Source organism: Streptomyces sp. NBC_00285, assembly GCF_036174265.1.
In the GTDB taxonomy this organism is placed as follows: Bacteria; Actinomycetota; Actinomycetes; order Streptomycetales; family Streptomycetaceae; genus Streptomyces.
The window spans coordinates 6,895,402-6,915,723 of record NZ_CP108055.1 but is presented as its reverse complement, the minus strand read 5'-3'; the positions used below and the strand labels follow the sequence as shown (position 1 = coordinate 6,915,723).

The following is a 20,322-nucleotide window of genomic DNA, read 5'->3' as shown; positions in this document are numbered from 1 at the left end:
TGGTGTGTCTCGTCGGACTGCGACCGCAGTGCGGTACGCGGCGAAGCCGAACTACCCGAAGGGCGAGGATCCGGCCGACATGGAACGCATCGTCTGCGTGTTCGCTGCCTCGGTGTTCTGGTACAGCAAGCCCGATCCTCCGCACTGACCGGCGAGGCTGTCGCACTTGGCCGCGAGCGCGGAGACCTGACTCGACCAGGTGCCCGCGAGGCCGCTGAGCGCCCCGCCCAGCCCGCCTTCCCAGTTGGCGCCGCCGAAGTCACGGGACGCCGACCGCGTCTCGTCCACCGGATGCGCGCCGGCGGAACGCGTCTGACTCGCCGTCTCGCGCGCGCCGGTGCCCGCGCGGTTCAAGGCTGCCGGATCGTCGATGTCCGTTCCGCCTGACATGTTCTGTCCCCCATGCTCGCTCCCGCTCCTCGTGCGGCGGAAGTCTTAGATACGTGAAGCGAATTCATCAGCGATGCGTAAGCAAAATATCATCGCGATGCGCGGCCTTCCGGGGGCATGTGACTTGATTCCGCTCTCAGGACACAGACAGAGACCGCCACCTTCGGCGATCACCGGGCACCACGGCCAGTTCGAGGGACATGCCGATTCCGTCGAAACGGCGGAATCGGCACCCTGAGCGCAGAACCGGTCCGGGCCGATGCCCTGCCCGGACCGGTCCAAGCAGCGGATGCGTGATATCAGACGTCGACTACCCGGCTCGGGTGGTGTTCCGACTCTGACCACGCTCCTTCTACCGTCGGACGGCGGCAGTCACAACCGCATGCACGCGCCAGCAACAGGCCCTGGCCGTATGGCATCGGGATGTCCCGTTGCTGGTGGCCCGGCGTGCACGTCCTCGTATCCGGGGCGACGGGCGGCCGGTGTGCACTCCGGCGACAACTCGCGTGCTCACCGCTTGTCCTTGGCCCGCCCACGGATTGTTCGCAGGGCGGTGAGGTCATCTGGCTGCGGCGAAAAGTGCACGGTGCACGCCTGGCACGCGTACACGACAAAGCCCGGTCCCGAATTCTGGTGCACGACGGCCACCACGGCCGGGGTCTCGGTGGTCACATGGCAGCGCACACACATCCGTACCGGCCTGCGAATCCGCGCTCGCGGTTCAGTCGTCGGCGTCGGGTCCTGTGGTGGGGCCGACTCCGGCCTGCTCTGTCGTCCGCGGGACAGTGACGGACCCGCTCCGGACTTCCCGGCATCGTCCGGGTGCCCCGCACCCTGCGCCACAGCCCTTTCAGCGCCGCACGGCTCACTCTGCGCTCCCATCACGCCGCTCCTTCCGCGCCGATGACATGGCGGTCGAGGTCGATGCCGAAGTCGGCCGCAAGGACCAGTGCCACACGACGTCGCGCCTGTCGCGCCCGCTCGCGCTCCTGCACCCGGCAGGTCCACTCCGCCGCGGTCACGTACGGCCGTACGGAGGCCGCCGCACGGCCGTCCAGCGGCGCGAACAACCCGTACGGAGAACGGTGGGCGGGCAGCCGCACCGTTACCGGGCCCGGCATCTCCGGATCCTCGACGGGAACCGGTACGACGGGGTGCGCACCTGCCCTCCGGTTACCGGTGCCTGGTGCACACACGTCCAGGATCCAGCGCAACAGCGCATGGATAATGCTCACTGTCATCAGCTCCTCAGAGGCTGGTGGCCATGCCCCGGGGCCGTTCGCGCGGCCGCCGGGGTCTCGTCTGTTCATGACCTTACTAAGCCATGTAGAGCTATGTATAGCTCTCTGGAGATTCGCGTAGCTTGACATCGACCTACGTTGCCCTTGTGAGTGACCGTAGTGAGGTACCCGACTTCGCCCCGCAGGGGGCCCAGCTCATCTACGTTGCTGTAGCCGACCACATCGAGGCGCGGATTCGAGCCGGGAAGCTACATCCAGGAGCGCGCCTGCCGGCTGAGCGTGATCTCGCACAGGAGTACGGCGTCGCCTACCTCACTGTTCGGCGAGCCGCCCAGGTCCTGCGCGACCGAGGACTCATCGAGACTGTCCACGGCCGCGGCACCTTCGTCGCCGACCCGGTGCCCCAAGCGGCTGGGGATGCCAGTGTCGACGACGAGACCGACAGCTGACGATTCACTGCCGGGCAGGGTCGCGGTTATGGCAACCCCGACCACATCAGGCCGCGTGGTCGTCGAACACCACCCTGTTGTGACCGCCGGAGGCTGTGCGCAGGTCCACCGCGACGTCGGCCGCGGTAGACAGTCTGACCAGCAGGTCCGCGGCCACGAGAAGGAGGCCGCCCAGGGACGGCCTCGACTTCGTTCACGACCACACCCCGATACTCACCCAACGCAGTCTGAGTCAGCCCCAGGGCTGTGCGCCAGTCACGCACCAGCTGGCCCAGCTCGATCGCGGGACGAATCTGACGCCCTCCGCGATCACCTCAAGGGGGCGGTGCACAGTTCCCTTGAACTCGCGGATGAACTCGTCGTAGCAGATCAGCGGTTCAGGTCCATGATCCCGACTCCGAGCCCTGCGTAGGCCTCCGGCACGACCGTGGCCACCAGTGCCCCTTCAGGCAGCATCGCGTTCGGTCGTGCCATATGCGCTGCGGCTGCGACGCCGAGGGTGACGCCGTCGCGGACCAGTTCGGCCACCGTCACGGCCAGCGCGTAGTCGTCGTCGATGACGCGGAACACGTCCAGCAACACGCCCACGTGGGCCACGATCCCTGCCCGCTCGCGCTCAGCCTCCACGAGGCATAGGACGGGTACCCACAGGCGCACGTCATCGCTGGATGCCGCACCATGGATGAGGCCGGAGACCTGTTTATTGCCGCCCATCGCCAGCAGCGTGGAGCTGTCGAGGACGAAGTGCTCGATCTGGTTCAACGCGGCGACTCCGCCTCGGCAAGAGCAGCCCGGTACGCGGCGGTGGCTTCCCGCATCCTGCGCCGCATCTCCGCGGATTCCTCGTCCGTCACGTAATGACCGAACCGCTCGGCGAGAACGGCACGGGTCCGATCCGCCCGCTCCTTGATCTGCTCCGGGGTCAGCGTCTGAGCCGCTATCTCCTGCATGAGGGCACGAAGGCTGGTCCCACGTGCCTCCGCCACTGCGGCGAGTTGGTCACGGACTTCGGCAGGCACGCGGATCATGACGTCGGACATGACTTCAGTATACGTCACGTATACACGGAAGGGCATCCCGGGAGACCTGCACAGAGCCTCCCGCTTCGTTGCCTACGCGGAGGCGTGGCCTGCGCCGTCTCTCGGTGTCTCGTGATGTCAGGCGGCGCTCTTCACATGGCGGACCAGCCACATCAGCAGGGTGTCCAGGTCGGCGGCGGCCGAGAGGACCTGGGCGACCGCTTCGGGGGTGTGCAGCCAATCCTCGCAGCCAAGGGAGCGGGCGGCGATCAGCGAACGGTGGCGCAGCAGGTTCGTACGGGAGTGGTCGGTCGGATAGCCGCGCGGAGGGCGCTTCATCACGTCCCCGGAGATGTCGTAGCCCTTCTTTCGCACGTCCTCGACGATGGCGGACAGTTCGCGGCCGCTCCCCTCGGACGCCACGGCTTTGCGGAACATGTCCACCTGGCCGGGATCGGGGTACCACCAGGCGCCCTGGATCCGCAGGCCGTCCAGGGAGAACCGGAGACCGATCTCGATCTTGCGGCCGAGCCGGATCACCCCGCCCTGGTTCTGCCACCACCAGGAGTTTGTGCGGTAGTGCCAGACGGAGAAGTCCTCGTACCGGGGATCGGTGTCCGCGACGTCGTTGAGCAGGGCGATCATCGGCTGCCGGACCAGCCGTTCGCGGTCCGCTCGGTAGCGCTCGCGGATCGCTTGGTTCGGTTCGCCCTGGAGCTGCCACAAGACGTCCATGGCCTGCTCCGGCCAGCCGGTGAACTGTCCGCGCATGCGCGGAGGATAGCTCAACCATGAGACGGGCACGGAGAGTGGGACGGGCAGCACTAGGACTACCTGCGAGCTCGGATCGCGCACCGATGAGTTTCCCGTGCTACGCCGGTCTGTACGTGTGAGACCGGCTCACGGAAGGCTGATGCCATGCGGAAACTGATCTACGGCATGAACGTGTCCTTGGACGGCTACATCGCCGCTCCCGGCGACGACATCGGCTGGAGCGTGCCGAGCGACGAGCTGTTCCAGTTCTGGTCGGATCAGTTGCAGGCGACCGATCTGACGCTGTACGGGCGCAAGTTGTGGCAGACGATGAGCTCCTACTGGCCGACCGGCGACCAGCAGCCGGGCGCCACCCCGGCGGAGATCGAGTTCGCGCGCCGCTGGCGGGACATGCCGAAGGTGGTGTTCTCCTCGACGGTCGACAAGGTCGACTGGAACACCCGCCTGGTCACCGGTGACGCGGTCGCCGAGATCACCCGGCTCAAGGCCGAGGACGGCGGCCCGATGGACATCGGCGGCGCGACGCTCGCCGGGGCGGCCATGCGGGCCGGGCTGATCGACGAGTACGTGCTGGCCACCGCACCGGTCGTGGTGGGCGGCGGCACATCGTTCTTCACCGCGCTGGACAGCTGGGTGAACCTGAACCTGGTGGAGACGCGGACGCTTCCCGGCGGCGTGATCCTGACCAGGTACGAGACGAGGCGCTGAGTACCCGTCACGCGAGCGTGAACGCCGCCACGCCACTGGGGTGGAGGGCCGGCCGTGTTCTCGAGCGCCGTGGGTCAGTCTCCCCGAGGGAAGGACACCTCGACCCGCCGGTTCTTCTTGCGGCTCGCCTCTGTCGCGTTGGAGGCGATCGGGTACTGCTCGCCGTAGCCGCGTACCTCGAAGGTGATGTTCGGGTCGTTCAGTTCCTGGTCCAGGACGTCCTGTACGGCGTTGGCGCGCTGTTTCGACAGGACGTCGCCGTGGGCCGCGGAGCCGAGGTTGTCGGTGAAGCCGAAGACGCGGATCTGGGTCGCCTTCTGGTTCTTGATCTCCGAGGCGATGGCGGAGATACGGGCCTTGGCCTCACCGTTCAGCTTCGAGCTGTCCTTGCCGAACAGGACCTCCGCCTGGAGGGCGAACTTCACGTCCGCGTTGGTGTCCTCGCGGCGCTCGTCTCCGCTCTGGTCCTCGACGACCTGCTTGATGTCCAGGACCTTCGGTTCGGCGAGGGTGGCGCCCTCCGGGAGCTTCAGGTCCGGGTCGTTGGGGTCGACTTCGACGGGGGCGGATGCGGAGGGTTCGGTGCCCGGGGGGACGCTGGGGTCGTCGTCGGCATGGGCAGGGGCGGTGAGAGTCAGGGCCGCCATGACCGAGGCGAGGGTCATGACCAGGGCGAGGCGCGGTGGCGTGTGGGTGGTCATGGGTCGCGTCACCCGGAGATCTGGATGGTGGCGGAGGCGAAGGTGGGGAGTTGGAAGGTCACGTCGGTCGTGCTGGTCGGAGGGGCGGGAAACTGGATGAAGACGGCCAAGGACTCGCCGGCTTTGAGCGAGGAGAAGCCTGTCGTCGTCAGTGGTCGGCCGTCCGTGTCGCGCAGCACGTAATAGCGCTTCTTCGACTTGGCGTCCACCAGCGTGGCACCACCGAGCGACATGCCGTGCCGCAGGATCTCCGTCTCGTCTCCGCGCACTGCGGGGGGAACGGTGATGCGCTCGGATCCGTCGTTCTTCAGCGTGCCGTTCACCGTGACAAAGCCCCCCGCATCGCGAGTGGCCGAGGTGATCTGCAGCAGCAGCCCGCTCGAACCCTTCAGCTCCGCGATCGGCTCGTCGGACTCGCCTTCCTGAGTACTTGGGTCGGATCCACCCGTGCGGGAAGCGGATGCCGAGGTCTCGGGCTTCTTGTCGTCGTCCCCACCGCCACCGCCGCAGCCGGCCACGCCGACGGCCAGACCGGCCGCGATCGTCAACGCGACCATCCCCCTGCGGGCCTTCGCCGTGAACCGAATGCTCATTACTCCGCTTCCTTCGTCAGTCGTCGTTCGCTTGTCAGTCGGCAAGATGGACGTCGAAGAGGTCCTCGGGTCCTGGGAGGTCCGTGAGGTCGCTCGGGTCCAGAGTCCAGTTGCCGTCCTCGCAAGTGAGCTCCGGCAGCACGTCCGCGTCCGCGTCCGCGCCGGGAAGCTTGAACTCACAGGCAGGCTCGATGACGGCGGTGGCGGATTGGATCGACTGCTTGCCCTCCACGCCGGGAACAATGGAATCACCGATGGCCTTGTTCGTCTTCGCGTCCACCGCGTAGCCCGGGTACAACCCCTGTGTCGCCCCACAGGACAACACGGTGGCGTCGTTCTGTGCCGCAAGTTGAGACGCCCGCGCGCAGCCGTCGAAGACCGTTCCCACGCCGTTGAAGATGTCCTTCCACTTGGTGGGATCGAGTACGTTCTGCACCCACTCGTCGGTGAGCTTGTCTCGTGTGTCCAGGGCCGCCGCCAGCGCCGCCGCGTCGGCCGCCGTCTGGGCGCCGTTCCGATTCGCCGCGGCCTGGCCTACCGCGAGGTAGGCGAACGCGAGAAAGAGCAGGCCCGCCACCACCATGATGTAGATGGGGAAAGCCTGCCCTGCGTCATCGTGGCTACGAGGTCCGATCAGCCGCTGATGACTTCGTTGACCTTGTCCACGATCGCGGTGTAGATCGTGTTCCCGATGTCCGTCCCCGTGATCGCCAGCACGATCGCCACCACCACCGCGATGATGCCCAGGTACTCGACCGCGGTCTGGCCCTCGTCGTCGTTGAACCGGTTGTTCATGATGATGGGCCCCTTCGGCGTCGTCGCTGTCGACCTCCGGAACGTAGGCCGGAGTGGGCGGTTCGGCGGAGGGTCCCTGGGCCCAAATGTGGGCCCAAGTCGGCATCCTCATGGGTCACCCCACTCCCCGGCTCGAACCGGGCGCCGTGCCCAGCCACTTCGCGGCGGCCTCGGAGCGGCTCGTGCTGTGGAGCTTGGCGAAGATGCGGTTGATGTGGTTCTTGACCGTCTTCTCGCTGATGAAGCAGGCGGCGGCGATCTGCTGGTTGTTCATGCCGGATGCGATGAGGTCCATGATCTCCGCCTCCCTCGCGCTGAGTTGGGAACGCGACCGGTCCAACAAGGACTGTCCCACAACTGGTTGCAATCGCGAAAGGGTTTGCGGGGAAATTGTGGAGACGGCAGTTGGGAGTTCCGCGGCCTCGTGTGCAGTCGCACTTGACTCCCGTAGCTGGGTCAGCACCGCGCCGGCGGCCGTGGGGGTCAGGTGGGTGCGGCCCTGCACGGTGTCCCGTACGGCCACCACCAGCTGGTCCGTCGTGAACTCGCCGTGGACCAGGTAACCGTGGGCTCCCCTGCGCAGGGCCTCCTGGACGATCTCCGGCTCGCCGCTGTACGTCAGCATCAGCACCGGGGCGATCGGCACCAGGTACGGGAGCGCCGAGATTCCGTCCACGCCCGGCATCCGGACGTCCAGGAGGATCACGTCGGGGCGGTGCCGGTGCGCGGCCTCGTACGCCTCGCGGCCGTCCGCCGCCTGCGCTACGACGGTGATGTCCTCGCGGCCCGAGAGGAGCGCGGTGAGGCCCGCTCGGACGACCGGGTTGTCGTCGGCTACGACGATCCGGACGGGGGTGGGTTGCGGCGCCGTCGGGAAGAGCGCGAACGGTCGGGGGGTGGGGGGTGCGGGGTCGTTCGGCATGCGTGGCCTCCTCTCATAGGGGGAGCGGTGAGGGGGGTGTCGGGGGTGCCAGGGGGAGTTCCACGAGGACTTCCGTGCCTCCTGACCCGGCGCCTTCGCCGATGTGGATGCGTGCGCCCACCGACTCGGCGCGTTCCACCATGCCGACCAGGCCGAAGTGGCCGGACCGGCGGAGTTCGTCGAGCGTGGTGCCCGGGGGGAGGCCGCGGCCGTCGTCGTGGACGCTGATGCGAAGCACGTGGTGGTCGGGGTCGACGTCCGCGGTCACGTCGATGTGCGTGGCCCGGGCGTGACGGTGGGCGTTCTCCATCGCCTCCTCGGTGATGGTGAGGAGTTGGCGGGCCACCCCGTGGGGGACAGCAAGGGGGTGTGCGGGGGCCCGGTAGGTCGACCGTAGACCGGTGCGGGAGCTGAAGTCCCTTGTCCGGGTGGCCAGTTCCTCAAGTACGTCGGTGGTGGGGGCCGGGTCCGGGTTGCTGCGCAGGTCGGTGACGAGTTCGCGGGATTCCGTCACGGCTCTGCGGGCCGCCCTGGCCACCAGTTCCGCCTGCTGCTTGAGCAGGGCCGGGTCGGGGGTGCGGGCCGCCGCCGAGGCTGCCAGGCCCTCCGCCGCCAGCGCCACGCCGTGGAGCGTCTTCGCCACCGAGTCGTGCATCTCCCTGGCCAGGCGGGCCCGTTCCTCGCTGATCGCCTCCGTCACGGCCAGGCGGGCCCTCATCGCGGTGAGTGCCTGGGTCGCCGTACCGAAACGGAGCAGGAGGTTACGGAGGGTCGAGCCGACCGCGCCGGTGATCACACAGAAGCCGGGGAGCAGGAGCATGTCGGCGGCGGTGGTGTGGGTGTGCGGCAGGGTGGCCTGGGCCAGCAGCAGGATCAGGGACTGCAGGGAGGCGAACACCGCGGCGCCTCGCCAGCTGTAGGCGATGCCGGCGAGGAGGGGGGTGCAGACGCTGACGTAGGCGAGCGTGGTGTCGGGGCCCGCGGAGATCAGCAGGAGGCTGCCGAAGAGGGTGTCCGCGGCAAGGAGGGTGGGGTGGCGCAGGAGCAGGGGACCGAAGCGTTCCCAGTCCCTGAAGAGGGCGTACGACACCATGAACGTGACGACGACCGCGGCGCCGACCAGGCGGGTGCCGAGGCCCGGGTTGGCGTTGAGGAGGGCGGCGGGGGCGGCCAGGGCGATCATCGCGAGGCGGAAGCCGAAGACCTGGCGGCACATCGCCTGGAGGGCATTGACCTGGATGTCCAGTGCGGGCGGGCCGGGGTGGGGGTGCGCGGGGGCCGATGTCCCGCCCGCACCCTCCGTACGGGTTTCGCCGTCGGGCGCGGGTGGCCGCTGCGCGAGCCGGGTGTCGTCGCCGGCCTCGTGAGCGTCGGGCGCCGGTGGCCGCTGCGCGAGCCCGGCATCGCCGCCGGCCTCGTGAACATCGGGCGCCGGTGGCCACTCCGCGGGCCCCGCATCGCCGCCGGCCTCGTGAGCCTCGTGAGCGGGCACATCCCGCGGCCCGCGCGCTCTCGCAAGCCGCCCCCTCGACTCCACAACGCCCTGCCGGCGCCCCGCGGCTCTCCGCGCACTCGTCATCGACATCGCCCGGTCCCCTACTTCCCCGTGATCGTGCCGAAGTCGGTGCCCGAGCCGAGCAGCAGCCCCGCGGCCAGCAGGAGCATCGTGGCCGGGACCATGAACGTGGTGATCATCATGGTGGCCTTGGGGACGGCGCGAGCGGCCTTGCGGCGGGCGTTCTGGGCGTCCGTGCGGCGCATGTCCTTGGCCAGGGAGACCAGGGTGTCCACGATGGGCGCGCCCAGTTCCTCGCCCTGTTGGAGTGCTGTCACGAACATCGCCACCTGTTCGGAGTCGTTGCGGCGACGCAGTTCCGCGAAGGCCTGGCGGCGGCTCATGCCGAGGTCCATCTGGCGGAGCGTGATGTGCAGTTCGTCGGCCCAGGGGCCCTCGTACTTCGAGGCGACGCGGTCCAGCGCCTGGCGGAAGCCGAGGCCCGCGCTCACCACCACTGCCAGCACGTCCAGGAAGTCGGGGAGCGTGCGCTCGATGACGTCCTTGCGCAGCCGGATCGCCGACCAGATGCCGACCTCCGTCCAGAACGCCCCGAAGGCCAGCAGGAGCAGGGCCACCAGGATCTGGCCGCGCAGGAGGAAGACCAGGAAACCCAGGGTGCCGAGGAAGCCGTACACCGCCCTGCGGGCCGCGTAGCGGTTGATGGTCAGGCCGCCGGGGTTGCCCGCCAGGTCGATCTTGCGGCGGTACCTGGCGACCTGCTTGGGGCCCATCAGGCGCAGAACGGCCGGGGCGTACCGCATGCCCATGCGGTCGATCAGCGAGTCGACCGCGCCGGTGCGGGTCGAGCCCACCTCCAGGGCCAGCTGCAGGTCGCTGGGCAGTTTCGCCTCCGCGCGGTACATGCGGATGCCGGCGAAGACGCCCCACACGCTCACGGCCATCAACAGGGCCAGTCCGATTCCGATCATGGCCGCCCCCTCAGACGTCGATCCGGGACAGGCGGCGGATCAGTATGAATCCGACCGCGTACAGGCCGAACGCGATGATCACCGCGGCCTGGCCCAGCGGTGAGCCCGTCATGCGTTCCAGCGCGCCGCTCTTCACGCCGTTCATCAGGAACAGCGAGCCGATGCCCAGGACCGGGACCGCGTACGACGTCATGCTGACCTGGGAGAGCTGGGTGCGGACCTCGCGCCGCGTCTCCTTGCGCTCCTCCAGGGTCTCGGTCAGGTTGCGCAGCGCGCTGACGACCTGGCCGCCCGCCCGGTTGGACAGCACCAGGGTCGTCACCAGGACCACCAGCTCCCGGGACGGGAGCCGTTTCGCCATCTCGTCGAGCGCGTCGTCCAGGGACACGCCCACCGCCAACTGGTTCGCCACCTTGGACAGTTCCTCTCCGGCCGGTGCCTCCAGCTCTTCCGCCGCCATGCCGATCGCGGTACGCAGGGCGAGGCCCGCGTGCGTGGCGTTGGCCAGGATGCGGGCCAGTTCGGGGAGTTGGTTGATGAACTTCTCGATGCGCTTCTGGCGCTGCCAGTTGAGGAACTGGACCGCGGCCCAGATGCCCACGAGCGCGGCGATCGGGCCGAAGAAGGGGGCCAGTGTCTGCTCGCCGATCAGCCACAGGCCGGCCACCGCGACGAGCATCGCGACGAAGAACTCTGCCGGTGTCACGTCCAGGCCCGTCGCCGCGAGCCGGAGTTCCAGCTGCCTGCCGAGCCGGGTGCGGCGCAGTCGGCGGTCCAGGTCGCGGAAGTGGCGCCGGCGGCCGGTGTACGACACCTGGCCCGCGGCCGACAGTCGGTCGACCAGGGCGGCCCGCTGGGCCCGGCCCCTGGCGTAGACGTGAACGCCGGCGACGGCCAGCACGCAGGTCACCAGGGTGATCCCGACGGTGAGCTCGACGAGTTCGTGGAGGTCCATGGGGGTGCGTCCTACCTGGCTTCTCGGATGGACAGCTCGGCCGCGGACTGGGCCACGCCGAAGGCCTGAGGGGTGGGCTGGCTCGCCATGTAGAGGCGGTCGACGGTACGGCGCGGGAGCGGGAAGTACTCGAACCGGCCGTAGATCCGGCCGTCCGCGGCCATCGGCTGGGCCTGGAAGCGGGCCACCGACACCAGGCGGTACGGCTCGCTGCCGCTGCTGTCGAGCAGGGCGATCTCGGTGATGCGGCGAACGCCGTCGGCGAACCGGGTGAGCTGGATGATCACGTCGATCGCGCTGTTGATCTGGTCGTGCAGCGCCTCGAAGGGGATCTCCACCTCCGACATGGACGCCAGGGTCTTGAGGCGCATCAGCGCGTCCTCCGCGCTGTTGGCGTGGACCGTGGCGAGGGAGCCGTCGTGGCCCGTCGACATCGCCTGGAGCATGTCCAGGGACTCACCGCCGCGGACCTCACCGACCACGATCCGGTCGGGTCGCATGCGCAGCGAGTTGCGGACCAGGTCGCGGATGGTGATCTGGCCCTGCCCCTCCACGTTCGGCGGGCGCGACTCCAGCCGGACCACGTGCCGTTGCTGGAGCTGGAGTTCGGCGGAGTCCTCGATGGTGATGATCCGGTCGCCGTCGGGGATGAGACCGGAGAGGGCGTTGAGGAGGGTCGTCTTGCCGGTGCCCGTCGCGCCCGAGACGATGATGTTGAAGCGGGCCTGCACCAGGCCGGCCAGCAGGTACAGCATCTGCTCGTCGAGCGAGCCGAAGCCGGAGAGTTCCTGGAGCGTGTAGGAGCGGGGGAAGCGGCGGATCGTGAGGATGGCGCCGGTCAGGGAGAGCGGCGGGATGATGACGTTCACGCGCTCGCCTGACGGGAGACGCGCGTCGACCATCGGGTTCGTCTCGTCCACCCGCCGGTTGACCGTCGACACTATTCGCTCGATGGTCTGCATCAGCTGGTCGTGGGAGGGGAAGCGCAGCGGCAACTGCTCGACCCGGCCGCCGCGTTCGACGAAGATCGAGTCAGGGCCGTTGACCATGATCTCGGTGATGGAGGCGTCTTCGAGCAGGGGTTCCAGGATGCCCAGGCCGAGTGCCTCGTCGACGACCCGCCGGATCAGCTGCGAGCGTTCGACGGTCGACAGGACCGGTCCCTCACGGCTGATGATGTGCCCGAGCACCCGCTCAAGGCGGGCCCGGCGCTCGGCCGCCGCCAGCGAGCTCATCTCCGCGAGGTCGATCTCCTCCAGGAGCTTGGCCCGGTAGGAGGAGACCAGGTGGCCGTCCTCGCCCCGACTACCGTTCTCCTCGGGGGTGTTGATGCGGGACCGCAGGCTCATGAGAGGTACCTCGTTCAGTGGTCGAGCGGCATGGTGGCGGTCTTGACTGCGGGGTCGAAGCTCCAGCCGGGGACGATCGACGGGATCTGGACGGTGGCGGTGACGGTGACCGAGTCGCCGCCCCCGCCCTCGGCGCAGTCGACGGACAGCCAGTCGCTGATCGCGTTCACGCAGCCGTCCTGCGCGCTCAGGTCGAGCGAGGCAGCCCGTGCCCCCGCTCTGGCCGCGGTGCCGGCCTGCTGGGCGGTGTAGGCGATGAGCCCGAGCTGGACGCCCGCCATGGCGACGAGGATCAGGATCGGGATGAAGCCGAGGTATTCCAGGGCCACTTGTCCGCGGTCGCGGTGTTCTCGGCTCTCTCCGGAGCGGGAGTACGACATCTCAGTCCTTGTCCTCCTCCACCGCGCCCGCGTGTCCGTCGACCTTGAAGGGGAAGGCGATCGAGCCCGGGAAGAGGACGGGGACGTCGAGGTGGACGTCGGCCGTGACATAGCCGCCGCCGGTGGAGCAGTTCACCTGGCCGGTCCACGCGCCGGGCAGCTTGTCCAGTCCCGCCTGCTCGCATGCGGCCTCCCGCTCTCCCGGCGCCGCCGCCGTCGCGGCCCGTACCGCCTCGTCCGCAGCATTCCCCGCGAGCGTGAACGTGTATCCCAGCAGCACGAACTGCCACAGCAGCACCAGGGTGATCAGGATCAGCGGGGTCATCCCGAGGAACTCGATGGTGACCTGGCCCTCGTCGCGTCGAAGGACCCGGGTGCTCATCTCCCCAGCTCCCTGCGCCGCCGGAAGGCCAGCGCCCCGCGCTCCCGGCCGCCGTTGCGATGGGAGTTCGCCTCCGTGCCCTTGACCAGGCCCAGTTCGCCGGCGAGTGCCCACAGGGCCTGCTTGACCGTGCCCCGGGCGTCCAGTTCGTGGACCCGGCCCGCGTCCACCGCGCCCTGCAGCTCCTTGAAGTTCGCCGGGATCACGGTCGCCGCGACCCCTGTGCCGGTGATCTTCTGGATGAGCGCGGGCTGGATCTCCGTACCGCGGCTGTGGCGGTTGACGACGACGGTGGTCTCCTCGGCCTTGCGGACCTGGAGGCGGTCCCACATGCGTACGGCACGCTTGGCGCCGCGTACGGCGACCACGTCCGGGGTGGTGACCAGGAGGGCCGTGTCGGCCATCTCCACGACCGCCGCGCCGGCCCCGCTGAGCTGAGAACCGCAGTCGACGATCACGACCTCGTAGCGGGAGCGCAGGGCGCTCACGATCTGGCGGGCGGAGCGCTCGGTGACCTCCTCGCCGCGTTCGCCGTCACCGGGGGCGAGCAGCAGCGCCAGGCCCGTGTCGTGGCTGAAGACGGCGTCGGCGAGGACGCGCGGGGTGATGTCGGTGATGGTGGCGAGGTCGACGACCGAGCGGCGGAACTGGACGTCCAGGTAGGAGGCGACGTCGCCGGTCTGGAGGTCCATGTCGAGCAGGGCGGTGGTGCGGCCGGAGGCCTGTGCGGCGAGGGCGACCTGGATCGCGGTCGTGGTGGCGCCGACGCCGCCCTTGGCACCGCTGACCGTGACGACGGTGCCGCCGACGCCGGTGAAGACGTCTCCGGCGGCGCCCAGGTGCCGTCGTACGCCCACCGACCACTGGGCGACCGCGTGCACCCGGTTGGCGAGCTCCTCGTAGCCGAGCGGGAGGGCGATGAGGCCGCGGGCGCCGTAGTCCATGGCGGCCTGGAAGAGGCCGGGGCTGACGTCGGAGGTGACGAGGATGACCCCGGCGGCGGGGAAGCGGAGGGCGACCTCGCGGATCAGTTCCAGGGCCGGGACGGGGCCGATGCGCTCATGGACGACGACCACTTCCGGCAGCTCGTCGATCGACTCGGACGCCAGCCGGGCGAGGGTGTCGATGAGCTGGGTGGAGTCGGTCACCGGGGTCACGGGCTCGGCGTCCGGGAGCTGACTGAGCAGCGTGATGAGGGAACGGACCGCGTCCGCGTCGCCGACTGCCGGGAGGATCCTCGTGGGCATGGCGGCCTCTCACTTGTCCTTCGCGAGTTCGTACGTGCGCTCCCGCTCGGGGACCGTGCCGGTCTCGCCGGGAGCGACCAGGGCGAGCCGGACGCGCTTGGCGAACGACTCGGCGTACGTGATGCGCTGGGCGTCGAGGGCGGAGAGCGCGAAGGTGATGGGGCGGGCCTCGGTTGCGGCACGGGTGCGTTCGTCGGCGTCGGGCTGCAGCGAGGTGAGGTCGCCGACGTCCAGGACCCGGGCGTTCGTCACGATGATCTTCGACTGGTCGGGGTCACCCTCGCGCTGCCCCTCGAAGGTGGCGTACACGTTGACCGAGGAGCCCGGTGTGATCTTGCCGGCGACGCCGGTCGCCGCGTCGATCATGATGGCGACCTCCTGCTGCCCGGGCTGGAGGGCGGGCTGGTCGACGATCATGTCGGTCTGGAGCAGGGAGCCCTGCTTGAGGGTCGTCACGGCGATCTTGTCGCGGACGGCGGCGAGGTCGGTGACCGCGTTGGCCGACAGCCAGCGCTTGGGCATCTCGGTCTTCTCGAACTGCGCCGCGGTGAGCCGCGTGTACGGCTGGATGTCCTTCCTGACCTCGTACGCCGTGACCTCGGGGCCGACCTTGGACTTCGCGTCGTCGATGACGGACAGCACGCCGGCGAACGCCGCGAGGGCGCCCAGGACCGACAGGAGCAGGAGTATCACGCCGCGGCGCTGACGGGAGTTCATGAACCGTGCAACCTCGTTGGGGGGCTAGGTCGAGCGGAGTCGGGGGCGGGGGCGGTCCGGTACGGATCACCCGGCGGGCAGTTGGTGCTGTCGCTGCGGAGGCAGCTGTTGGTGCTGTTGATGCTGTTGTTGCTGGAGTACGGGCGTCGCCGGTGCGGTGGCCGAACAGAAGACGCAGCGGTCCCCGATGACGTCGATACCGCACCAGTGACAAATGTTCTGCCGCACCGAGGTGACCAGTTGGTAAAGAACGGACAGGTCGGGCAGGAAGGCGCAGAACTCGATCAGCTTGCCGGTGCCCCACCACTCGGCGGACTCGGCGGGCAGCGGGCTCTCGCGCAGCCCCTGGGCCCGCCAGGCCTTGGCCAGGTCCCCGGAGACCCAGTCGGACTGGAGCTGGCCGCGGGCGACGAGCATCGAGGTGGCGAACTCCGGGCCGGCGAGCGTGGCGTCCGGGGCGATCCTGACGAGCTGCGGCTGGGGGTGGGCGAGCACGGCGAACTGGCTGCCGGGCACCCAGGACTTGGCGTGCGACTTGAGGCCCACGGGGACCCGGTCGAGTTTCGCGACCGAGCCGAGCAGCGCGCCCGCGTGGAGATAGTGGGTGAGCAGCCGGCCGGCCGAGGCGAGGACGCCCGGGCTGAGATCGCAGGAGGCGAGCTGTCTCAACTGGCGGGCCAGGACGGCGGTCGCGAGAGGCGGCAGTTCGGGGCGGAACAGGGCGATACGGTCGCTCTGCAGGAGGGACCGCACGGTGCGCAGCCGCTGGTCCACCGCCGGCGGCACGGCATGGGAGTACACGACGATCACATGGCCGTGCTGGTCGATCAGCGACTGCAGGGCGGTGAGCGAGTGGTCGAGCGGCTGCCGGTCGAGGCCGTCGAGCACGACGGCGGGCAGAGTCCGCTCGTCCTGCGCCGGCAGCGCCATGTCGGCACCGGTCACTGCGATGGCAGTTGGCACGCGCAGCTCCCCGTATCCCATGCCCGTGGGTCCGACGGATCACTCCGGCACACCCGGTCGACTTCACTGCGTGACTACCTGAGCACTGTAACCACGGCTCTATGACCGGAGAACAGCGATTCTGTGACTTCCTGACCTGGGTGACGGATCAAAAGCGGGCGATTCCTGCCCAGATGGGGCGCACTTGCCACGTGCGTGCTCCAGAGAAAGGCGAGTTACGCCTCCCTCCTTGACAGCGGGATTGGTCTGGACCAACTCTTTTGTCATGCCCATACTCAGCAGAAAACCGGCGCGGTTCCGGACCGCCGCCGTCGTCGCCACCGCAGCCGTGACGCTCGCCCTGGGTCTCGCGGGACCGGCCTCCGCCGCGGACGTCAACAACGCGAAGAACGCCGGCTTCGAGTCCGGCCTGTCCGCCTGGACGTGTTCCGCGAGCAGCGGTACGACCGTCTCCTCACCCGTCCACGGCGGCTCGGCCGCACTGAAGGCGACACCGGCCGGGCAGGACAACGCGCGCTGCAGCCAGACGGTCGCCGTGAAACCGAACTCGACGTACACCCTGAGCGCCTGGGTGCAGGGCGGCTACGCCTACCTGGGCGCGACCGGCACCGGCACGACGGACGTGTCGACCTGGACCCCGGACTCCGCCTCCTGGAAGCAGCTGTCGACGACCTTCACGACGGGCGCCTCGACCACCTCGGTGACGGTGTACACGCACGGCTGGTACGGACAGCCCGCGTACCTCGCGGACGACGTGTCGGTGTACGGCCCCGACGGCGGCGGAACCGGCCCCTCCCCGACGGTTCCCGGCGCCCCGGGCGGGCTGAGCGTCTCCGGTACGACCTCGTCGTCGGTCTCCCTGGCCTGGAACGCGGTGTCGGGGGCGACCGGCTACAACGTCTACCGCGCCGGTACGAAGGTCACGGCGGTCACCGGCACGTCGGCGACCGTGACCGGGCTCGCCGCGTCGACGTCGTACAGCTTCCAGGTCACGACGGTGAACTCGGCGGGTGAGTCCGTGAAGTCCGGGGCGGTGACGGGGACGACGACCGCGACTCCGGGCGGCGGGGGCGGCACACTGCCGAAGCACGCGGTCACCGGATACTGGCAGAACTTCGACAACGGGGCGACGGTCCAGAAGCTGTCCGGTGTCCAGTCCCAGTACGACATCATCGCCGTCGCCTTCGCGGACGCCACGACGACTCCGGGTGCCGTCACCTTCACCCTCGACTCGGCCGGGCTCGGCGGGTACACGGTCGACCAGTTCAAGGCCGACATCAAGGCGAAGCAGGCGGCCGGGAAGAAGGTCGTCGTCTCCGTGGGCGGCCAGAACGGCACGGTCTCGGTGACCGACCCGACCTCTGCGGCGAACTTCGCGAACTCGGTGTACGCGCTGATGCAGACGTACGGCTTCGACGGCGTCGACATCGATCTGGAGAACGGGCTCAACGCCACTTACATGTCACAGGCGTTGCGCTCGCTGGCGGCCAAGGCGGGGAGCTCGCTGGTGCTGACGATGGCACCGCAGACGATCGACATGCAGTCGACGTCGAACACGTACTTCCAGACCGCGCTGAACGTGAAGGACATCCTCACGGTCGTCAACATGCAGTACTACAACAGCGGTTCGATGCTCGGCTGCGACGGCAAGGTGTACTCCCAGGGCTCCGTGGACTTCCTCACCGCGCTGGCCTGCATCCAGCTGGAGGGCGGACTGGCCCCGTCCCAGGTGGGGTTGGGCCTGCCTGCGTCCACCAGCGGGGCGGGCAGCGGCTACGTCTCGCCCTCCGTGGTGAACAACGCCCTGGACTGCCTGACGAAGGGAACGTCCTGCGGCTCCTTCAAGCCGTCGAGGACCTATCCGGACCTGCGCGGGGCCATGACCTGGTCGACGAACTGGGACGCGGCGGCGGGCAACGCGTGGTCGGGGACGGTGGGCCCGCACGTGCACGGGCTGCCGTAGCCGTTGGTCACGGCACGGCCGGGTCGCGGCCCGTGCACGGGGTCGACCACCGTCAGGGCGATCAGCGCGTACCGGGGACCCGGAGTTCGGCGTCCACGGTCACGCCAGCGGCTTGTAGTACCCGAGGACGGGGGCCAGCACGGCGAACCACTGACCGAGCTGGTCCCGGCCCTTCGCGTCCACGACGCACTCGTAGACGCGGCTGTCGAGGTGGATGACGGCCACCATGAGGGTCCTGCCGTTCGGGCCGGCCTTGTAGTGGACGCTGCGGATCTCGCGCCAGGGGAACTCGGCCAAGTGACCGTGGTCCTCGAAAGCGACGCCCGCGGAGTCGACGACGACGGAGTTGTGCCGGTCCACGGCCATGAACTCGGGTCCGCCGGTGGGCTGCTGGGGAGTTGCCGGGGCGGCCGGATACCCGTACTGGGGCGCCCCGTACTGCGGCAGGGCGGGCGGCTGCCCGTGCTGCGGCGGGGGTGGCGGGCCGAAACCCTGCGGCGCGGGGGCCGACGCGCCGGAATCGGACGAGCCGGGGGGAGAGTACGGCGGCGGAGCCGCCGCGCTGGGGGGAGGCCCCGGAGGCGACGGCCGAGCGGCAACCGGTGGGGCCAGGAGCCAGTCCGTGGGAGTCGCCTCCGTGGGGGCCGGTGGCGCGGGCGGCCGAGACGAGGGCGTGACGCCCTGCGGGCGCGGCTCGGGGGGCTGTGGGGTGGTCATCGTCGTCGGCCCTCGTCGGTGGTGGGTTTCGGTCGCCGAGGATATCCGGCCGTTCCCGCAGCCGGTGCGGGCCGGGCCCTCCGTCGACGACCCGCGCCGCGCCGCGCCGACGGTGACGTCCGGGTGCCGGACCGCAGGGTCTCGTGCACCCGGAGGGATCGGCTACCGGAAGAACTCCGCCCACGGCTGGTCCCAGATCTGCTTCACGCACAGGACGAGGAACAGCAGGCCCGCGATGGCCAGCATCGCGTTGCTCACCGGGCCGTTGCGCCACTCCCCGGGCGTGCGTGCGGAGTTGAGGAGCCAGAGCAGGGTGCCGGCGAGGAACGGGAGGAAGGCCGCGCCGAGGACGCCGTAGATGATGATCAGGCGGAAGGGTTCGCCCTGGAAGAGCAGGACGATGGGCGGGAAGGTCAGCCACAGCAGGTACGCGCGGAACGGCCAGGAGCGTTCGCGCGCACCGGAGGCGACCTCCTCGCCCTTCTGCTCGCCCTGGCCCCGGAAGCGTGCGACGAAGTCCGCGAACATCAGGCTCACGCCGTGCCAGACACCGATGATCGAGGTGAACGAGGTGGCGAAGAAGCCGATGAGGAAGAACGTGGCGGTCGCCGAGCCGTACTCGTCCTCCAGGATGTCGCTCAGCTGGACGAGCCCCTTGTCGCCGCTCGCGATCGCCACGTTGGCGGAGTGCAGCAGTTCCGCGCCGACGAAGAGCATGGCGACGACGAAGATGCCGGTGGTGATGTAGGCGACCCGGTTGTCGAGGCGCATCACCTTCATCCAGCCGGAGTCGGTCCAGCCCTTGGCGTTGACCCAGTAACCGTAGGCGGCGAGCGTGATCGTGCCGCCGACGCCGCCGATCAGGCCGAGGGTGTTGAGGATGGAGTCCTTCTCGTCGGGCAGGACGGGCAGGAGACCGGCGACGGCGTCCGGGATGTTGGGCGTGACCCTGATCGCGAGGTAGACGGTGACGACGAACATGACGCCGACCAGGACCGTCATGACCTTCTCGAAGACCGCGTACTTGTTGAACCAGACGAAGACCAGTCCGACCAGGCCGCAGGCGATGCCCCACCATTCGAGGTCCATCACGTCCGGGAACAGCGCCTGGAGCGGGAGCGCGCTCGACGACATCGCCGCCGCCCCGTACACGAAGCCCCAGATCACCACGTAGATGCCGAAGAACCAGCTGGTCCAGCGGCCCAGGCTCGCCCAGCCGTCGAACAGGGTGCGGCCGGTGGACAGGTGCCAGCGGCCGGCGGCCTCGGCGAGGGAGATCTTGACGAGGCAGCCGATCACCGCGGCCCACAGCAGGGTGTAGCCGAAGTTGCTGCCCGCGATGAGCGTGGCGACCAGGTCGCCGGCGCCGACGCCGGTCGCGGCGACGACGATCCCCGGGCCGATGTACCGCCAACTGGACTTACGGGGTACGGATCTCGTCTCATCGGTCACTGTGTTGTCCGTGGTGTCCGCCATGCGGGTCAAGAAACCCTAAAGAGCGGGGCGCGGCAAGAGGGCGTGCGGTGAAGGAAACCGGCGGGGATCGGCGCTACGCTGCGATCTTTCCGCA

At 69.3% G+C, this 20,322-nt stretch carries 24 protein-coding genes; 3 read left to right on the top strand and 21 right to left on the bottom strand.

The window, feature by feature from the left end; translation table 11 throughout:
* Positions 1–51: 51 nt before the first annotated feature.
* Positions 52–390, bottom strand: coding sequence for a hypothetical protein (locus OHT57_RS32155; RefSeq protein ID WP_328750207.1), 339 nt, complete (start codon positions 388–390; stop codon positions 52–54).
* An 881-nt stretch (positions 391–1,271) separates the two neighbouring features.
* Complete coding sequence (locus OHT57_RS32150; RefSeq protein ID WP_328750206.1) at positions 1,272–1,631, bottom strand: hypothetical protein; 360 nt, start codon at positions 1,629–1,631, stop codon at positions 1,272–1,274.
* A 122-nt stretch (positions 1,632–1,753) separates the two neighbouring features.
* On the opposite strand from OHT57_RS32150, the gene OHT57_RS32145 reads away from it, so the two are divergent.
* On the top strand, positions 1,754–2,080 hold the full coding sequence (locus OHT57_RS32145) for a GntR family transcriptional regulator (protein WP_443053507.1): 327 nt from the start codon (positions 1,754–1,756) through the stop codon (positions 2,078–2,080).
* Positions 2,081–2,449: 369 nt separating this feature from the next.
* Here the strand turns inward: OHT57_RS32145 and OHT57_RS32140 are convergent, their stop codons facing one another.
* From OHT57_RS32140 to OHT57_RS32130, 3 genes are all read right to left on the bottom strand, one after another.
* Positions 2,450–2,842 carry a hypothetical protein gene (locus tag OHT57_RS32140; RefSeq protein WP_328750205.1) on the bottom strand — a complete coding sequence of 131 codons (393 nt, stop codon included), beginning with the start codon at positions 2,840–2,842 and terminating at the stop codon, positions 2,450–2,452.
* The gene (locus OHT57_RS32135; protein WP_328750204.1) at positions 2,839–3,120 is read right to left on the bottom strand and encodes an Arc family DNA-binding protein; all 282 of its coding nucleotides are present in this window, start codon (positions 3,118–3,120) and stop codon (positions 2,839–2,841) included. The genes OHT57_RS32140 and OHT57_RS32135 overlap by 4 nt, the downstream gene beginning before the upstream one ends.
* A 117-nt stretch (positions 3,121–3,237) precedes the next feature.
* Complete coding sequence (locus OHT57_RS32130; RefSeq protein ID WP_328750203.1) at positions 3,238–3,870, bottom strand: DUF2461 family protein; 633 nt, start codon at positions 3,868–3,870, stop codon at positions 3,238–3,240.
* Between the two features lie 147 nt (positions 3,871–4,017).
* On the opposite strand from OHT57_RS32130, the gene OHT57_RS32125 reads away from it, so the two are divergent.
* Positions 4,018–4,581, top strand: a complete 564-nt coding sequence (locus OHT57_RS32125) for a dihydrofolate reductase family protein (protein ID WP_328750202.1) — start codon at positions 4,018–4,020, stop codon at positions 4,579–4,581.
* Positions 4,582–4,655: 74 nt separating this feature from the next.
* Here OHT57_RS32125 and OHT57_RS32120 read toward each other — a convergent pair whose 3' ends face one another.
* The 14 genes from OHT57_RS32120 to OHT57_RS32055 form a co-directional block, all read right to left on the bottom strand.
* The gene (locus OHT57_RS32120; RefSeq protein WP_328750201.1) at positions 4,656–5,282 is read right to left on the bottom strand and encodes an OmpA family protein; all 627 of its coding nucleotides are present in this window, start codon (positions 5,280–5,282) and stop codon (positions 4,656–4,658) included.
* Positions 5,283–5,290: 8 nt separating this feature from the next.
* Positions 5,291–5,875 carry a hypothetical protein gene (locus OHT57_RS32115; protein WP_328750200.1) on the bottom strand — a complete coding sequence of 195 codons (585 nt, stop codon included), beginning with the start codon at positions 5,873–5,875 and terminating at the stop codon, positions 5,291–5,293.
* A 34-nt stretch (positions 5,876–5,909) separates the two neighbouring features.
* Positions 5,910–6,509 (bottom strand): pilus assembly protein TadG-related protein, encoded by a 600-nt coding sequence (locus OHT57_RS32110; protein ID WP_443053638.1) that lies wholly within the window; start codon positions 6,507–6,509, stop codon positions 5,910–5,912.
* The gene (locus OHT57_RS32105) at positions 6,509–6,670 is read right to left on the bottom strand and encodes a Flp family type IVb pilin (RefSeq protein ID WP_328750198.1); all 162 of its coding nucleotides are present in this window, start codon (positions 6,668–6,670) and stop codon (positions 6,509–6,511) included. The genes OHT57_RS32110 and OHT57_RS32105 overlap by 1 nt, the downstream gene beginning before the upstream one ends.
* Positions 6,671–6,785: 115 nt before the next feature.
* Entirely contained in the window at positions 6,786–7,592 is an 807-nt protein-coding gene (locus OHT57_RS32100) for a response regulator transcription factor (RefSeq protein ID WP_328750197.1), read from the bottom strand.
* Positions 7,593–7,605: 13 nt separating this feature from the next.
* Positions 7,606–8,808, bottom strand: a complete 1,203-nt coding sequence (locus OHT57_RS32095) for a sensor histidine kinase (RefSeq protein WP_328753391.1) — start codon at positions 8,806–8,808, stop codon at positions 7,606–7,608.
* Positions 8,809–9,188: 380 nt separating this feature from the next.
* Positions 9,189–10,079: a DUF5936 domain-containing protein gene (locus OHT57_RS32090; RefSeq protein ID WP_328750196.1), complete on the bottom strand. Its 891-nt coding sequence runs from the start codon at positions 10,077–10,079 to the stop codon at positions 9,189–9,191.
* A gap of 10 nt (positions 10,080–10,089) precedes the next feature.
* The gene (locus tag OHT57_RS32085) at positions 10,090–11,034 is read right to left on the bottom strand and encodes a type II secretion system F family protein (RefSeq protein ID WP_328750195.1); all 945 of its coding nucleotides are present in this window, start codon (positions 11,032–11,034) and stop codon (positions 10,090–10,092) included.
* 11 nt (positions 11,035–11,045) lie between these two features.
* Positions 11,046–12,383 carry a CpaF family protein gene (locus OHT57_RS32080; protein WP_328750194.1) on the bottom strand — a complete coding sequence of 446 codons (1,338 nt, stop codon included), beginning with the start codon at positions 12,381–12,383 and terminating at the stop codon, positions 11,046–11,048.
* Between the two features lie 14 nt (positions 12,384–12,397).
* The gene (locus tag OHT57_RS32075; protein ID WP_328750193.1) at positions 12,398–12,763 is read right to left on the bottom strand and encodes a TadE/TadG family type IV pilus assembly protein; all 366 of its coding nucleotides are present in this window, start codon (positions 12,761–12,763) and stop codon (positions 12,398–12,400) included.
* A 1-nt stretch (position 12,764) separates the two neighbouring features.
* Positions 12,765–13,145 (bottom strand): TadE/TadG family type IV pilus assembly protein, encoded by a 381-nt coding sequence (locus OHT57_RS32070; RefSeq protein WP_328750192.1) that lies wholly within the window; start codon positions 13,143–13,145, stop codon positions 12,765–12,767.
* On the bottom strand, positions 13,142–14,392 hold the full coding sequence (locus OHT57_RS32065; protein ID WP_328750191.1) for an AAA family ATPase: 1,251 nt from the start codon (positions 14,390–14,392) through the stop codon (positions 13,142–13,144). Before OHT57_RS32065 ends, OHT57_RS32070 begins: the two co-directional genes overlap by 4 nt.
* A 9-nt stretch (positions 14,393–14,401) precedes the next feature.
* Positions 14,402–15,109: a Flp pilus assembly protein CpaB gene (gene cpaB, locus OHT57_RS32060; protein WP_328750190.1), complete on the bottom strand. Its 708-nt coding sequence runs from the start codon at positions 15,107–15,109 to the stop codon at positions 14,402–14,404.
* Between the two features lie 66 nt (positions 15,110–15,175).
* On the bottom strand, positions 15,176–16,093 hold the full coding sequence (locus OHT57_RS32055) for a hypothetical protein (RefSeq protein WP_328750189.1): 918 nt from the start codon (positions 16,091–16,093) through the stop codon (positions 15,176–15,178).
* Between the two features lie 244 nt (positions 16,094–16,337).
* On the opposite strand from OHT57_RS32055, the gene OHT57_RS32050 reads away from it, so the two are divergent.
* Positions 16,338–18,035, top strand: a complete 1,698-nt coding sequence (locus OHT57_RS32050) for a chitinase (protein ID WP_328750188.1) — start codon at positions 16,338–16,340, stop codon at positions 18,033–18,035.
* A 99-nt stretch (positions 18,036–18,134) separates the two neighbouring features.
* Here the strand turns inward: OHT57_RS32050 and OHT57_RS32045 are convergent, their stop codons facing one another.
* Positions 18,135–18,401, bottom strand: a complete 267-nt coding sequence (locus tag OHT57_RS32045) for a hypothetical protein (RefSeq protein WP_328750187.1) — start codon at positions 18,399–18,401, stop codon at positions 18,135–18,137.
* Between the two features lie 513 nt (positions 18,402–18,914).
* On the bottom strand, positions 18,915–20,228 hold the full coding sequence (locus OHT57_RS32040; RefSeq protein WP_328750186.1) for an Nramp family divalent metal transporter: 1,314 nt from the start codon (positions 20,226–20,228) through the stop codon (positions 18,915–18,917).
* Positions 20,229–20,322 lie beyond the last annotated feature (94 nt).